The sequence below is a fragment of the Pseudalkalibacillus sp. NRS-1564 genome (assembly GCF_050467905.1).
In the GTDB taxonomy this organism is placed as follows: Bacteria; Bacillota; Bacilli; order Bacillales; family Guptibacillaceae; genus Guptibacillus; species Guptibacillus hwajinpoensis_B.
The window spans coordinates 16,588-30,387 of record NZ_JBITPM010000010.1 but is presented as its reverse complement, the minus strand read 5'-3'; the positions used below and the strand labels follow the sequence as shown (position 1 = coordinate 30,387).

Here is a 13,800-nt window from a genome sequence, read left to right as displayed (position 1 = left end):
TGAGAGGGTTTTTGTTTATTGATAAATATGAACAAACGGTTCTTCTTCGTTAGGATCTTTCACAATCATACTTTCCGTTTCTCCGTTATTTGTAATGTAGATGGAGACCGGAAGCTCCTGAGGAAATGTATCATTCCGTTTCTTGACAAGACCGTTTACGAACTGTGTAAACGAAATGACCTCCGCTTTACTATAGAATTGAATTGGTATTTCAACCTTCAATTGTGTAAGCTCATCCTGTTTATAGAACCCGGTGCCAATGACACCAACAAAGTTTGGAAAGAAATCCTGGATTTCACGCGTGAAATCATCAAACTTCTCTGCTTCAGCAGGGTACTCGTCGGAGGCTGCGGAAGAAGGAAAAGCAACGTACTTCTCATTCAAATCCTTCCATGAATCTGGGCTGGATTTCCCCTCTCCTACAATCGTGCTCGCCACAAAGTTTCCTGGGACAACTGATTGTCTTGGTTGCTCTAAAAACAGAGTGAACATGATAGGTACGTCATGCTCAGCACGAATTTTCTTCACAATTGGTTCAATCGATTCCTTCGCCTTAGAAATCACTTCTTCTTTCCCTAGTTTCACTGAACCAGTATATTTCAAGCCATTCTCATCAAGAACAGAGTAAGGATATTCAGAATAAAGCGATAAGGCAATCGAAATTCCGCCTAGTTGTAACTCGTCATCTTTGTTTTGAACATAGTAATCTTGTTCATGTATATAAGATAAGAATTTAGGGTTTTTCTTCTCTGCTTCAATTACTTGCTCATAATTAGCAGGATTTTCTTCCACTCCGAGCTGTGGATTAAGTCCCTCATTTACTTCCTTCTCTTTATCTTTTTCAGCTTCTTCTTTCGTTACACCATTATCTCGATACAGCCAGCTATGAATTTGCTCTGTATCAAAAAGCTGCCCTTCTTTAAAGAAATATTTCTCAGGATCAAATTGCTCTTGAGAAAGTCTGATTAAACCCATCTCAAGCGCATCAACATCGAGACGGTTATCAACGCCAGCCGTGATTAATCCCCTAACTTGTGAAGTATCAAGAGAATTCTTATCCCCATCCTTCTCAAGTACTGAACGATAATACGTTTCAGATGTTTTGATATCTTCACTAACAATCATTTCTTCGCTATCTTCGCCTTCTGAATCATTCACTTTCACTGTATCGTCCTGATCGCCCTTCATAAAACTTGGAACACAACCGGATAATACGAGCGAAAGGGCCATGATACTAACGATGAACGTTTGCTTCTTTGGCATTACTTCCCTCTCCTCATTCGTTTAACTCTTCAAGGAACCTGTTCTCACTCCACACGTCAATGCCAAGAGACTCTGCCTTTTCAAGCTTAGAACCAGCATCTTCCCCTGCAATGACAAGATCTGTGCTCTTACTTACACTACCTGTCACCTTTGCGCCTTGTTCTTCAAGCTTCTTCTTTGCTTCCCCGCGACTCAACTGTTCTAACTTACCAGTGAGTACAATTGTTTTACCCGCAAACACGGAATCAATGTCTTCTACCGCAACTGGCTTAGGTCCTTTATAGGTCATATTAACGCCAGCTTCTTTTAATTCTTCAATTAGTTCATGCACTTCTTCGTTTTGAAAATATCGCACAACAGAATCAGCCATTTTCTGTCCCACTTCATTAATTGCTTCAAGATCTTCTATATTTGCTTGAACAATACTGTCCATAGAGCCAAATTGTTGTGCAAGAGTTTTCGCAGCTTTTGCACCGACATGGCGTATCCCCAGACCAAACAACAGTTTTTCTAATGAATTATTCCTTGAGACGCTTATCGCCTCAAGAAGGTTGGAAACTGACTTCTCACCCATTCGCTCTAACTCAATAAGTTGATCGTGTGTCAGCTGATAGATATCTGCTACATCATGAATTAATTCCTCACGAAACAGCTGAGTAATCACCCGTTCACCTAGTCCATCAATATTCATTGCATTGCGTGAAACAAAATGAATGAGTCCTTCACGGAGCTGAGCTGGACATTTTGGATTAATGCATCGAAGTGCGACCTCTTCTTCTAATCGAACGAGATCACTATCACATTCAGGACACTTCTCAGGCATAGAAAATGCTTTTTCTTCACCTGTACGACGGTCTTCGAGAACAGAAACAACTTCAGGGATAATGTCTCCTGCTTTTTTCACAACGACATAGTCTCCAATTTTAATATCCTTCTCACGAATCAGATCCTCATTATGAAGAGATGCTCGCTGTACGGTTGTCCCAGCAACAAGCACTGGTTCTAAAACAGCCGTGGGAGTGACGACACCAGTTCTGCCCACATTAAGCTGAATATCCAAGAGCTGCGTTACAACCTCTTCAGCAGGAAACTTGTATGCAATGGCCCATCGTGGACTTTTCGCAGTAAATCCTAGCTCCTCTTGTTGATTGAGGGCATCTACTTTCACAACAATCCCATCGATCTCGTATGAAAGATCAGGACGTTTCTCTGACCAACCACCGATGTAATCAATAACATCATCAATCGTGTTACATCGCTTCCATTCTGGATTGGTTTTGAATCCTAGCTCTTTGAGAAAATCAAGGCCATTTGAATGTGAACTAATTTCCCTGCCTTCAACCGTACCTACACCGTATACAAAAATAGACAAGTTGCGGCTAGCAGCAATCTTTGGATCAAGCTGGCGAAGAGAACCAGCCGCTGCATTTCGAGGATTTGCAAATAAATCCTGATCGTTCTTCTCACGTGCTTCATTTAATTTCATGAAGGATGGCTTTGGCATGAACGCCTCACCACGCACCTCCATGCTAACATTCTCGCTTAAACGAAGTGGGATAGCTGGAATGGTTTTCAAATTCTGAGTAATGTCCTCTCCTACCGTGCCATCCCCACGTGTGGCTCCACGCACAAGAACTCCATCTTCATAAATAAGTGAAACGGCAAGACCGTCTATTTTTAACTCGCATACATACGAAAAGTTTTCGCCAATTCGATCACGTACACGTCGGTCGAAGTCCTTCAAGTCCTCTTCACCAAATGCATTACCAAGGCTTAGCATAGGTACTCTGTGTTCAACTTTTTGAAAGCCTTCAAGCGGCGGGCCACCGACGCGCTGAGTTGGAGAATCTTCCGTTTTAAGTTCAGGAGTCTCTTCTTCCAGGTTAATTAATTCATTCATCATCCGATCATACTCGGCATCAGGAACGGTCGGCTGATCTAGAACGTGGTACTCGTAATTGTACTGATTTAAGAGCTGACGAAGCTCTTCGATGCGCTTTTGCTTTTCTTCCATCGTCAAACCCCACCTTCTAAAATGACTATTGCTTTTCAATAGGCGCAAACTTCGCTAACAAACGCTTAATTCCTACCGGGTTAGGGAAAGCAATATCAAGCTCAGTCGAGTCACCCTCACCCTTAACGCTAACGACCGTACCAACGCCCCATTTGCGGTGACTTGCTTTATCTCCTACTTTCCAATCGAGTGAATCTCCACCCGTTGAAGTAAGTTGAGGACGTCTAGGCGTCTTTGGAGTAGCAGGTCTTGAAGAAGGTCGGGAACTAGTTCCACCAAACGGTGTAGCTGGCTTTTCTTGACCTTGCTTCTCAAGTAATTCTTCTGGTATCTCTCCTATGAAGCGGGACACAGGATTCGCGTTTGTTTTTCCGTAAAGTGTTCTAAGACGAGAATTTGTTATGAAAAGCTCTTCTTCTGCTCTTGTAATACCGACATATGCTAGACGACGCTCTTCTTCCATCTCCTCTTCCTCAAATAGGGAACGACTATGCGGGAATACTCCTTCTTCCATCCCAATGAGGAAAACAACAGGAAATTCCAAACCTTTTGCTGAATGGAGCGTCATAAGTGTAACAGCTTCCTTCTGCTCACCTTCATCCTCATCTAACTTATCGATATCTGCAACGAGCGCAAGGTCTGTTAGAAAAGCGATTAGGCTTTTATCTTCACTTGCTTTCTCAAATTCTTGTGTAACAGAAAGAAATTCATCAATGTTTTCAAGTCGTGTTTGTGATTCGATTGTATTCTCGTTTCTTAACGCATCACGATACCCTGATTTATCAATTACTTCCTCAACAAGTTCAGATACGGCTAGATATTCCTGCATTTGTGACCAGTTTGCCATTTGATTACCAAATGATTTAAGAGTCTTAGTGAAACGAGCGCTTAACCCGATCTGCTCGACTTCTTGAAGAGCTGTAAAGATAGAAATATCCTGATTAGCCGCATATTGTGCTACCTTGTCCATTGTCGATGCACCAACACCACGCTTTGGAACATTCACAATTCGAAGTAAGCTAATATCATCATCTGGATTAGCAATGAGACGGAGGTATGCTAGAACATCTTTAATCTCTTTACGGTCGTAGAACTTTGTACCACCGACAATGTTGTAATGGATGTTCGACTTATTTAAAATTTCCTCAATCACACGCGACTGGGCATTCGTACGATAAAGAATCGCTATTTGTGAATTCGTTCGCTGTCCGCTATTCACCATATCAAGGATTTTCCCTGTTACGAAACGACTCTCATCATGTTCATCGTTTGCCTGATAGTAAGTAATATGTGGCCCATCATCATTATCCGTCCAAAGCTTTTTAGGCTTTCTGTTCGTATTATTTTCAATAACTACATTGGCCGCTTGTAGAATTTTCTTAGTTGAACGATAGTTTTGCTCAAGGAATATCGCGCGTGCACTTGGATAGTCCTTCTCGAAGGAAAGAATGTTCTGTATGTCCGCACCACGCCAGCGGTAGATCGACTGATCAGAATCACCTACTACGCAAAGGTTCTGATATTTCTCAGCCATGAGTTTAACAAGGATATATTGTGCTTTGTTTGTATCTTGATACTCATCAACATGAATGTACTGAAATTTACGCTGATAAAACTCGAGTACTTCCGGCACCTTTTTGAACAACGTGATCGTCCGCATAATCAAATCATCAAAATCAAGCGCCTGGTTTTTACGAAGCTGCTTCTGATATTGCTCATATGCATCAGCAACAACACTTTCGTAAGGTCCCTTTGCATTAGCTTTATAATCTTCAGGGGTTTCGAGTTCATTTTTTGCAGAGCTAATACTGCCAAGAATCCCTCTAGGCTCAAATTTCTTTGGATCTACGTTCTGCTCTTTCAAGATCTTCTTAATAACAGTCAGCTGGTCCCCAGAATCAAGAATGGTGAAGTTGCGGTTAATCCCAATCCGATCACCGTCTCTTCTTAAAATACGTACGCACATAGAGTGGAATGTTGAAATCCAAATATCTTCCGAGACTGGTCCCGTAATCGAATTCACTCGCTCTCTCATTTCTCGCGCCGCTTTATTCGTAAACGTAATCGCAAGAATATTCCAAGGAGATACCTGTTTCTCCACAAGAAGATACGCAATACGATGCGTCAGCACTCTCGTTTTTCCACTACCTGCTCCAGCCATAATTAAAAGCGGTCCATCCGTGTGCTTGACCGCTTCTTGTTGTTCGGGATTTAGCCCGTTTAGTAACTTATCAACTATTCGTTGCATGTTTTCGCACTCCTCACAAACGTATGTTCTTGTTTCTTATTTTACCTGATCGACAGGAGAGAATCAATTTCCTTTCACAGCAGCAACAGTTTTTATCGCCTGCTTCATATTATCGTATATGACGTTCCCGACAATAATCGTATCTGCAGAAGCTGCCATTTCTTTCGCTTTCTCAGGAGAATCAATTCCGCCACCATAAAAAAGTTGCGTATCGTCAAGAACCTGGCTCACTTTCCGAACAAGCTCTGCATCTCCATATGTTCCGCTATATTCCACATAAAAAATGGGCAGTTTGAACATTTTCTCTGCCATACGAGCATAAGCAAGAACATCAGCTTCATCTAGATTAGTATGAGCAGAAGTTAACTGAGCAACCTTAGAATCCTGGTTTAAAATACAATACCCTTCCATCACAATTTCATCCCAGTTCATGATTTCGCCAAAATCTTTCACAGCTTCATGATGTAATCCGGTCACCCATCGGCTATCTTCCGTATTCAACACTGTCGGAATAAAATAAAAATCAAATCCTGGTGTCACTGCCTCAACAGTGGATACCTCAAGAGCACATGGTACCGCGTAACGGCGAATTCTAGCAAGTAGATCTAAAGTCCGATCAAGCGTAACGCCATCACTACCACCAACAATCACCGCATCCGTCCCAGACTCACAAATCGCCTCAAGATCATAATCCTCTATCTCCTTATTCGGATCCAGCTTAAACACATGCTTCCACTCTCGAAAATCAAACATCCTAACCCTTCCTCCCACTTTTCCTCATAAATTGGATTATATCAAAGAATACATGAAAAGCGGAAGCCTCCGTTTAGACCCGGCAGGCACTGGAGCCCTCCAAATTGAACACGGTCTTTGTGTTCGAGTTGGAGGGTGAAGTGACAGAGGGTCTGGAGGCTGCAGCTGGATCACGAAAAGCAGAAGCGCCCGTTTAGCCCCCACAAACACCTGCAACCATTTAAAATCCATAATTCCGCGATTTCCTCGATATTTCCGCGATAATCTCATTTTATCCGCGAAATCGATCATTATTTCCGCGATTTCTCAAATATATCCGCGAAAAGGCAAATATCCATCAACACGCCAACCAAAACAAAAATGAGCCGGAAGCCGGCTCATTTTCTGCTCTTTATTGTGAACACGATCAAGCGTCATTTGATAGCCATCGTTTCCATAGTTCAAGCTGCGCTTTACTCTGGAAATCGTTGCGGTGCTTGCGCCTGTTTCTGTTTCAATTTTATGATACGTAAACCCTTCACGTAGCATTCTTGCTACTTCCAAACGCTGAGCAAGCGATTGTATCTCATTTACAGTCGCTAGATCATCAAAGAACAAATAGCATTCTTCAAGATCTTTCAATGAAAGAATCGCTTCAAAAAGTTGGTCAAGTGTCTTACCTCGAAGTTTATCAATTTGCATTCTAAATCCACTCTCCTTACTTAAGTATGTTTCGTCTATATGTTGCATTCTGTAACGTTCATCTTGATGTGCTATTTATAAAGCTTTATATTCATTTTAACAATTCAACCGAATAAAATCATGCACTTCACTCCGTTAAGAGGTTACTTTGTTATAGTTTAACGCATTATCGAAGGAAAAAGTACCATTTTCCTTTTTACATCATAAATTCCTTGCTGCGTCAATCGAATAAAAGGTAAATGTGTTGAAGAAAAGAACAACAAGCTATAAACGGGATCTTTATATAAGTAGCCCCTATCTTCTAGTTCTTGTATCATTCTCTTTTCAACTTTGATTAGTTCTTCAAGTGGAAGATCAGACATTTTGCCCATGAGAGGAAGTTTAATTTCGGATATAACTTCTCCATCTTCTACAAGAGAGATCCCCCCACCAATTTCATTTATTCGATTAAAAGCTGTCATCATATCCGCTTTATTTTTCCCAATCAGAATAAAATCACCCGTATTCGAAAAGCTGCTTGCAAATCCTTTCACTTGATTAGCGAAGCCTTTAATGATCGTATTTACACGCCATTTCCCTTCACGACTGAGAAGCATCATAAAGCTTTCATCAGAACCTGAAGGTAACTCTTCAACTGACGTTTCGACAGATAGATTATAAGGCTTTGTAATAACAGCATTCACCATTTCAATTCCTGCCGGACCAGAGAAAGTTAAATCGTTTGATTGGATTTCCCACGAATTATCAAGTGGAGAAAGTCCATGATCTTCCCAATCAAAAGACCAATCTTGTTCTACTTCATCACGATCACGCTTTAACCATTTTCCACGCGCTAGAACAGAGACAGGGAGCGGATCTTCTTTTGACGCAAGAATATTAATGTGAGCCACTCTACCCGGCGCTATCATACCATGCGTATCGCTTATACCGTAATGGTTTGCGACATTATATGACACCATAGAATACGCATCTTCTGAAGGGACTCCTTTCTCAAGTGCTATTGCAATTAACTTGTCCGTTGTGCCATTTTCCAGGAATGAAGGCGTTGATCCATCTGTATTCATCATAACGCGGTCAAAGGAAGTAACTCCTTTTTTCAGCAATGATTCGAGAATGACAGGTAGATCAGGTCTTATCGAAGAATAACGGAGTGACGTCATCATACCCATCTCTAAGCGACGTAGCGCCTCCTCTCCTGTCATCGCTTCGTGATCACATGAAACGCCAAGAAGCCCCATCTTCGTTAATGTTGCGAGAGAAGCACCTGGAAGATGTCCTTCCACTGGTTTACCGAGTCTTCTCGTCTCCTGCATCCATTCTAATATTTCATCATCTCCCCCGAGAACATCAGGCCATGCGGTAAGCTCTCCACCCTGTATCACAAGTGGGTGTGCCAGCCATTCCTTCATATTTTTATTCGTAATGGCCTCCTCATCGAGAAGCTGTGTTTGTGAATCATATCGCGCCCACCAATACATCGAAACGGGATACTGATCTAAATTCTCAATTAATGTAAGCGCTTTCTCTTTTGTCAAACCTAGAAGGAATAAAAGGTTATCATTCATCATTGTTGTTGTTCCCCGCTGAGATGCATATCGCGCAAGCGTAAGGGGATTATATAGTTGAAATGGATGTGCATGTGGTTCAATATAACCTGGCACGAGATATTTCCCGTAACAATCAATCCATTCAGTTGACGGGTGCTTTTCAGGAAGATCATCGCCTACGTAAACAATACGATCTTCATATACCCATATATTCGATGTAACCCATTTTTTAAGTCCATTATTTAAATATGTTGCATTGTAAAAAACGATCGATGGAGGCAGTTCTCCAGACACTACTTGAACGTGTTGTCGTAATTGCTGCTTTGTCCATAAATTTTTTCGTTTTGCCAAAACCATCACCCGCTTCAAGAAGTTTTCTTTATTTTAACATAATTTCGACACGTTGCTACTTTAGATTTGTGAATGAAGAAAGGAGTTTTTCAATTGAAGCCAAACATTAGTATGATGAATGCCTTTGTTCGACTAGCTACCGGATTCACACTTCTTGCTTATTCAACCGCAAAGCTTTCTAAAGAAGAATCCAAATCAGCCTGGATAATCGCCGCAATCGGTGCCATGAAAGTAGCTGAAGGACATACGAGGTATTGCCCCATCGTTGACCTCATGACCCCCGATGAAAAACTTGATCCAGATGAAACGGCACTTGAAAGAGTGATTAATCCTTCTTAACGTTTTCATAAAAAAACTTCCCTGCATTCAGGGAAGTTTCATCTACCTTATCAAAAGGAGGTCTATTTATGCTCGAGTATATAACAGATACATGGTTAATTTATACGATGATTATTGGAAGTATCGTTGCGATTGCGTTCGCCTATATTAGGAAGAAACGTGTGAAATAGCGCGATGCCCAATGTCTGTTCGATAGAAGCCTTCCGTTACTTTTACATTTTCTAATTCTTTATATACCACCTGACTCGCTTCTCTCAAATCATCACCTGCAGAAGCAACAAGTAGTACACGACCCCCGTCTGTCACTAGTTTTTCACCGATTTGTTTTGTTCCGGCATGAAAAACAAGAGACTCTGATCCAACCTGATCAAGCCCAGTAATCGCCTTGCCTTTTTCATAGCTACCTGGATAGCCACCTGAAGCAACGACAACACCAATAACGGACTGTTCGCTCCATTCAAGCTTAGGTGTTTTACCCTCGAGGAGATCAAGGACAGCCTGGACGAAGTCTGATGTCATTCTTGGGAGAACGACTTGCGTTTCTGGATCACCAAAGCGCGCATTAAATTCAATCACTTTCGGTCCATCAACTGTTAACATAAGGCCAGCATAGAGAATTCCGGTAAAGGAGCGGCCATCTGATTTCATTCCTTTTGCTGCAGGACATAAAATCGTCTCAACCGCATGATCCACAGTATCTTGAGAAATTTGCGGAACAGGAGAATAGGCTCCCATCCCTCCTGTATTTGGACCCTCGTCACCATTGAAAGCACGTTTATGATCTTGAGAAATAACGAGTGGGTAAACACGATCACCTTCGACAAGAGCCATTAAAGAGAATTCCTCACCCTCTAGAAATTCTTCTACTACAACACGTTCACTAGCAGCACCAAACTGATTGTTCTCCATCATGTCATGAAGGCTTTCAAGTGCTTCCTCCAGTGACATTGCCACCACAACACCTTTACCTGCAGCAAGTCCATCTGCTTTTAGGACGATCGGCGCCCCGACTTTTTCAACATAAGCTTTCGCTTCGATATAGTCAGTAAAGGACTTAGAAAATGCGGTAGGAATGTTATGCGCAACCATTAATTCTTTGGCGAACGTTTTACTTCCCTCAATCAAGGCCGCTTCCTGTCTTGGGCCAAATACACGGAGTCCTTCCTCCTCAAAGCGATTTACAATCCCGTCGAGAAGAGGTTGTTCAGGGCCAACAAGCGTTAAATCAATGTTTTCCCTTTTTGCGAAGGCAACAAGTTCCTCATGATCACTCTCTTCAATTGCCACAAGCTGACTAACATCCGTCATACCTGAATTACCAGGAGCGACAAAGACTTGATCAACAAGGCTGCTTTCCGCCGCTTTCCATGCCATTACATGCTCGCGGCCACCGCGACCAATTACCAATACCTTCACTCGAAAAACCTCCTCTTAATGTTTAAAATGACGAATGCCAGTAAAGACCATTGTAATGCCATATTCATTCGCTTTCTTGATGGAGTCCTCATCGCGAATGGAGCCGCCAGGTTGAATAATAGCTGTTACACCAGCGCGACCTGCTGCTTCAACAGTATCATCCATTGGGAAGAAAGCATCTGAACCCATAACTGATCCCTTGCTCTTCTCACCTGCTTGCTCGATGGCAATATTCGCAGCACCGACACGGTTCATTTGTCCTGCACCAATTCCAATCGTTTGGTCATTCTTCGTTAGAACGATAGCATTTGATTTCACATGTTTCACAACTTTCCATGCTAACTTCAGTGCTTCCCACTCTTCTTCTGTCGGCTCACGATCGGTTGGAACCGAAATATCAGCTTCATCGAATCCATAACGATCACGCTCTTGAAGTAAAAGGCCACCATTTACGGAAGTTAACTGATGTTCAATCGCAGGAGAGGCAGAAACATCAAGCTTCAATAAACGAAGGTTCTTTTTCTTCGTTAACACAGCTAAAGCTTCTTCTGTAAACGAAGGTGCCATAATAATTTCAAGGAAAATTTCTTTTAACTTAAGCGCTGTTGCTTCATCCACTTCACGATTAATCGCGACAATCCCACCAAAAATCGAAGTGGAATCAGCTTCATATGCTTTTTGATAAGCTTGTACAACCGTTTCACCAGTACCAACTCCGCACGGGTTCATATGTTTCACAGCTACAACAGCCGGCTGATCAAATTCCTTCACAATATTAAGCGCCGCATTGGCATCGTTAATATTATTGTAAGAAAGCTCTTTACCATTTAACTGCTCTGCTGAAGCAAGTGAAGCTCCAGTATATAAAGGTTTTTTGTAGAAAACAGCTTTTTGATGGGGGTTTTCACCATAGCGAAGCGTTTGTTTCCTTTCAAATGTTACCGTAAGTGACTCAGGCTCTTCTTCTCCTGATTGAGCAGTTAAATATTCCGAAATCACAGCATCATATGAAGCTGTATGGCGAAATACTTTTGCAGCAAGCTCACGACGAAGAATTCCGGTTGTATCACCATTTTCTTCAACTTGTCGCAAAACGCGATTGTAATCAGAAGGATCCACTACAACTGTTACGTCCCGATGATTTTTTGCAGCAGAACGAAGCATCGTCGGTCCACCAATATCAATATTTTCAATCGCTTCTTCATAAGTAACATCAGGTTTTGCGATTGTTTCCTGGAAAGGATACAAATTCACAACAACAAGATCAATTGGCTTGATATTAAGATCATCCAACTGTTTCTGATGAGCTTCATTATCACGCACAGCTAGAAGACCACTATGTACGTTTGGATGAAGGGTTTTTACGCGCCCATCGAGAATCTCCGGAAATCCAGTTACGTCCGAGATGCCAATCACGTCTACACCAGCTTCTTCTAGAGCACGCTTTGTCCCCCCTGTTGAGATCACCTGGACCCCTTTGTCCGCAAGTCCTTTTGCAAATGCTGTAATATCTGTTTTATCAGAAACGCTAATCAACGCACGTTTAATAGCCATAATGATTCCTCCTACTACCTTTTGTTTTTTTCCTAAAGAAGGGAACGGATGACGGCAGGGTATAAAAGATGCTCTACTGCCTGGATTTTATTTGCCAGGTCATCCTTCGTGTCGCCCTCATCAATCCGAACACTGTCTTGATCAATGATTTTTCCGGTATCCATTCCCTCGTCCACGAAATGAACGGTTACGCCAGTGATTTTAACACCTGCTTCAAATGCTTGTCCGATTGCGTCCTTTCCAGGGAAAGAAGGAAGAAGAGATGGGTGGATATTCACAATTCTTCCTTCGAAACCTTGAAGCAACGTTGGACCGATTAACCTCATATAGCCTGCGAGAATAATCCACTCAACACCAGCATCATGTAACTGCTGAAGAATAAATGTTTCAAAGTCAGCTTTCGATTCATACGATTTAGGATAAAAGGAAAGGACAGGAATGCCAAAGCGTTCTGCCCTTTTTTCAACCTTAGCTCCAGGACGATCACAGACTACGAGGGCCACTTCTGCTTCAAGCTGTCCCTTTTCAATCGCTGCGGCAATCGCTTCAAAGTTCGAGCCGCTCCCAGATGCGAATACGGCTAGCTTCTTCACGACAAGTCACCGCCTCCGAATTCGATTCCTTCTCCCTTTACAACGCGTCCAATCATATAAGCACGCTCACCATCCTGCTCAAGTGCTTTGATGACATTAACCGCAACATCTTCTGGAACAGCAAGGACCATCCCTATACCCATATTAAATGTTGTAAACATTTCCTTACGAGCGAGACTTCCCTTCTTTTCGATCAAATCAAAAATAGGAGGAACCGGCCACGAACCATAATCAATTTGTGCAGCCAGTCCTTCAGGAAGCATACGCGGAATATTCTCTTCAAAACCTCCGCCTGTAATGTGTGCAATCCCATGAACAGTGTTAGATTGAAGAACATTTAGAACAGGTTTAACATAGATACGAGTCGGTGTCAGCAAAGCATTTCCAAGCGTCATACCAAGTTCGTCATATGACGTTTTCAAATCCATATCATTATCCTTGAGAAGCACTTTACGTACAAGGGAAAAGCCATTACTATGAATACCGTTTGATGCAAGGCCAATGAGAACATCGCCTTCTGTCACATTCTCTGTTGTAATCAACTGAGACTTCTCTACAGCGCCAACTGTAAACCCAGCAAGGTCATAATCATTCTCTTGGTACATGTCAGGCATTTCAGCTGTTTCACCACCAACAAGAGCACACCCTGCCTGTGAACAGCCTTCTGCAACGCCTTTCACAATTTGTTCGATCCGCTCTGGTGCAAGCTTACCTGTTGCAATGTAATCCAAAAAATAGAGCGGTTCTGCGCCTTGTGCGACAACATCATTTACGCACATCGCAACACAATCAATCCCAATTGTATCGTGCTGATCGAGTTGGATCGCAAGCATGAGTTTCGTGCCTACTCCGTCCGTCCCTGAAACGAGAACTGGCTTCTCATAATTGAGTTCTGACAGATCGAACATGCCACCAAAGCCACCAAGTCCTCCCATAACTCCCTTACGCATCGTTTTTTTCACATGCGGTTTGATCCGATCTACCGCTTCATAACCTGCTTCTATATTAACGCCTGCCTGCCTGTATGCTTGTGCCATAACG

Annotated in this window: 12 protein-coding genes; 2 read left to right on the top strand and 10 right to left on the bottom strand. The window is 42.3% G+C overall.

Annotation, left to right across the window (positions count from 1 at the left end; all coding sequences use genetic code 11):
* Positions 1-15: 15 nt before the first annotated feature.
* The 6 genes from ACIFPW_RS04930 to ACIFPW_RS04905 form a co-directional block, all read right to left on the bottom strand.
* Complete coding sequence (locus ACIFPW_RS04930; protein WP_430242472.1) at positions 16-1,263, bottom strand: CamS family sex pheromone protein; 1,248 nt, start codon at positions 1,261-1,263, stop codon at positions 16-18.
* Between the two features lie 13 nt (positions 1,264-1,276).
* Entirely contained in the window at positions 1,277-3,277 is a 2,001-nt protein-coding gene (ligA, locus tag ACIFPW_RS04925; protein ID WP_430242471.1) for an NAD-dependent DNA ligase LigA, read from the bottom strand.
* Positions 3,278-3,302: 25 nt separating this feature from the next.
* On the bottom strand, positions 3,303-5,525 hold the full coding sequence (gene pcrA / locus ACIFPW_RS04920) for a DNA helicase PcrA (RefSeq protein ID WP_430242469.1): 2,223 nt from the start codon (positions 5,523-5,525) through the stop codon (positions 3,303-3,305).
* A 63-nt stretch (positions 5,526-5,588) separates the two neighbouring features.
* On the bottom strand, positions 5,589-6,278 hold the full coding sequence (locus tag ACIFPW_RS04915; protein ID WP_430242468.1) for a heptaprenylglyceryl phosphate synthase: 690 nt from the start codon (positions 6,276-6,278) through the stop codon (positions 5,589-5,591).
* A 306-nt stretch (positions 6,279-6,584) separates the two neighbouring features.
* Positions 6,585-6,959: a YerC/YecD family TrpR-related protein gene (locus ACIFPW_RS04910; RefSeq protein ID WP_430242465.1), complete on the bottom strand. Its 375-nt coding sequence runs from the start codon at positions 6,957-6,959 to the stop codon at positions 6,585-6,587.
* Positions 6,960-7,117: 158 nt separating this feature from the next.
* A complete protein-coding gene (locus tag ACIFPW_RS04905) occupies positions 7,118-8,863 on the bottom strand; it encodes an adenine deaminase C-terminal domain-containing protein (protein WP_430242464.1) in 1,746 nt (581 codons plus the stop codon).
* Positions 8,864-8,950: 87 nt separating this feature from the next.
* Here ACIFPW_RS04905 and ACIFPW_RS04900 point away from each other — a divergent pair, with 87 nt between their 5' ends.
* Positions 8,951-9,196, top strand: coding sequence for a YgaP family membrane protein (locus ACIFPW_RS04900; RefSeq protein ID WP_226616410.1), 246 nt, complete (start codon positions 8,951-8,953; stop codon positions 9,194-9,196).
* A 68-nt stretch (positions 9,197-9,264) separates the two neighbouring features.
* Positions 9,265-9,366, top strand: a complete 102-nt coding sequence (locus ACIFPW_RS04895) for an EYxxD motif small membrane protein (RefSeq protein WP_337957775.1) — start codon at positions 9,265-9,267, stop codon at positions 9,364-9,366.
* On the opposite strand, the gene purD is transcribed toward ACIFPW_RS04895, so the two are convergent.
* Genes purD through purM form a run of 4 tightly spaced genes read right to left on the bottom strand, consistent with a single transcriptional unit; the run spans position 9,344 to position 13,796 of the window.
* Positions 9,344-10,612, bottom strand: a complete 1,269-nt coding sequence (gene purD / locus ACIFPW_RS04890; protein ID WP_430242462.1) for a phosphoribosylamine--glycine ligase — start codon at positions 10,610-10,612, stop codon at positions 9,344-9,346. The genes ACIFPW_RS04895 and purD overlap by 23 nt on opposite strands.
* A 15-nt stretch (positions 10,613-10,627) precedes the next feature.
* The gene (gene purH / locus ACIFPW_RS04885) at positions 10,628-12,166 is read right to left on the bottom strand and encodes a bifunctional phosphoribosylaminoimidazolecarboxamide formyltransferase/IMP cyclohydrolase (protein WP_430242460.1); all 1,539 of its coding nucleotides are present in this window, start codon (positions 12,164-12,166) and stop codon (positions 10,628-10,630) included.
* A 32-nt stretch (positions 12,167-12,198) separates the two neighbouring features.
* Complete coding sequence (gene purN / locus ACIFPW_RS04880) at positions 12,199-12,759, bottom strand: phosphoribosylglycinamide formyltransferase (protein WP_430242457.1); 561 nt, start codon at positions 12,757-12,759, stop codon at positions 12,199-12,201.
* On the bottom strand, positions 12,756-13,796 hold the full coding sequence (purM, locus tag ACIFPW_RS04875) for a phosphoribosylformylglycinamidine cyclo-ligase (protein WP_430242455.1): 1,041 nt from the start codon (positions 13,794-13,796) through the stop codon (positions 12,756-12,758). The genes purN and purM overlap by 4 nt, the downstream gene beginning before the upstream one ends.
* Between the last annotated feature and the right edge of the window lie 4 nt (positions 13,797-13,800).

Coding starts and splice junctions, on each gene's coding strand:
- purH (WP_430242460.1), bottom strand. CDS start 12,166: ATGGCTATTAAACGTGCGTTGATTAGCGTTTCTGATAAAACAGATATT.
- pcrA (WP_430242469.1), bottom strand. CDS start 5,525: ATGCAACGAATAGTTGATAAGTTACTAAACGGGCTAAATCCCGAACAA.
- ACIFPW_RS04895 (WP_337957775.1), top strand. CDS start 9,265: ATGCTCGAGTATATAACAGATACATGGTTAATTTATACGATGATTATT.
- ACIFPW_RS04905 (WP_430242464.1), bottom strand. CDS start 8,863: ATGGTTTTGGCAAAACGAAAAAATTTATGGACAAAGCAGCAATTACGA.
- ACIFPW_RS04910 (WP_430242465.1), bottom strand. CDS start 6,959: ATGCAAATTGATAAACTTCGAGGTAAGACACTTGACCAACTTTTTGAA.
- ACIFPW_RS04930 (WP_430242472.1), bottom strand. CDS start 1,263: ATGCCAAAGAAGCAAACGTTCATCGTTAGTATCATGGCCCTTTCGCTC.
- ligA (WP_430242471.1), bottom strand. CDS start 3,277: ATGGAAGAAAAGCAAAAGCGCATCGAAGAGCTTCGTCAGCTCTTAAAT.
- purM (WP_430242455.1), bottom strand. CDS start 13,796: ATGGCACAAGCATACAGGCAGGCAGGCGTTAATATAGAAGCAGGTTAT.
- ACIFPW_RS04915 (WP_430242468.1), bottom strand. CDS start 6,278: ATGTTTGATTTTCGAGAGTGGAAGCATGTGTTTAAGCTGGATCCGAAT.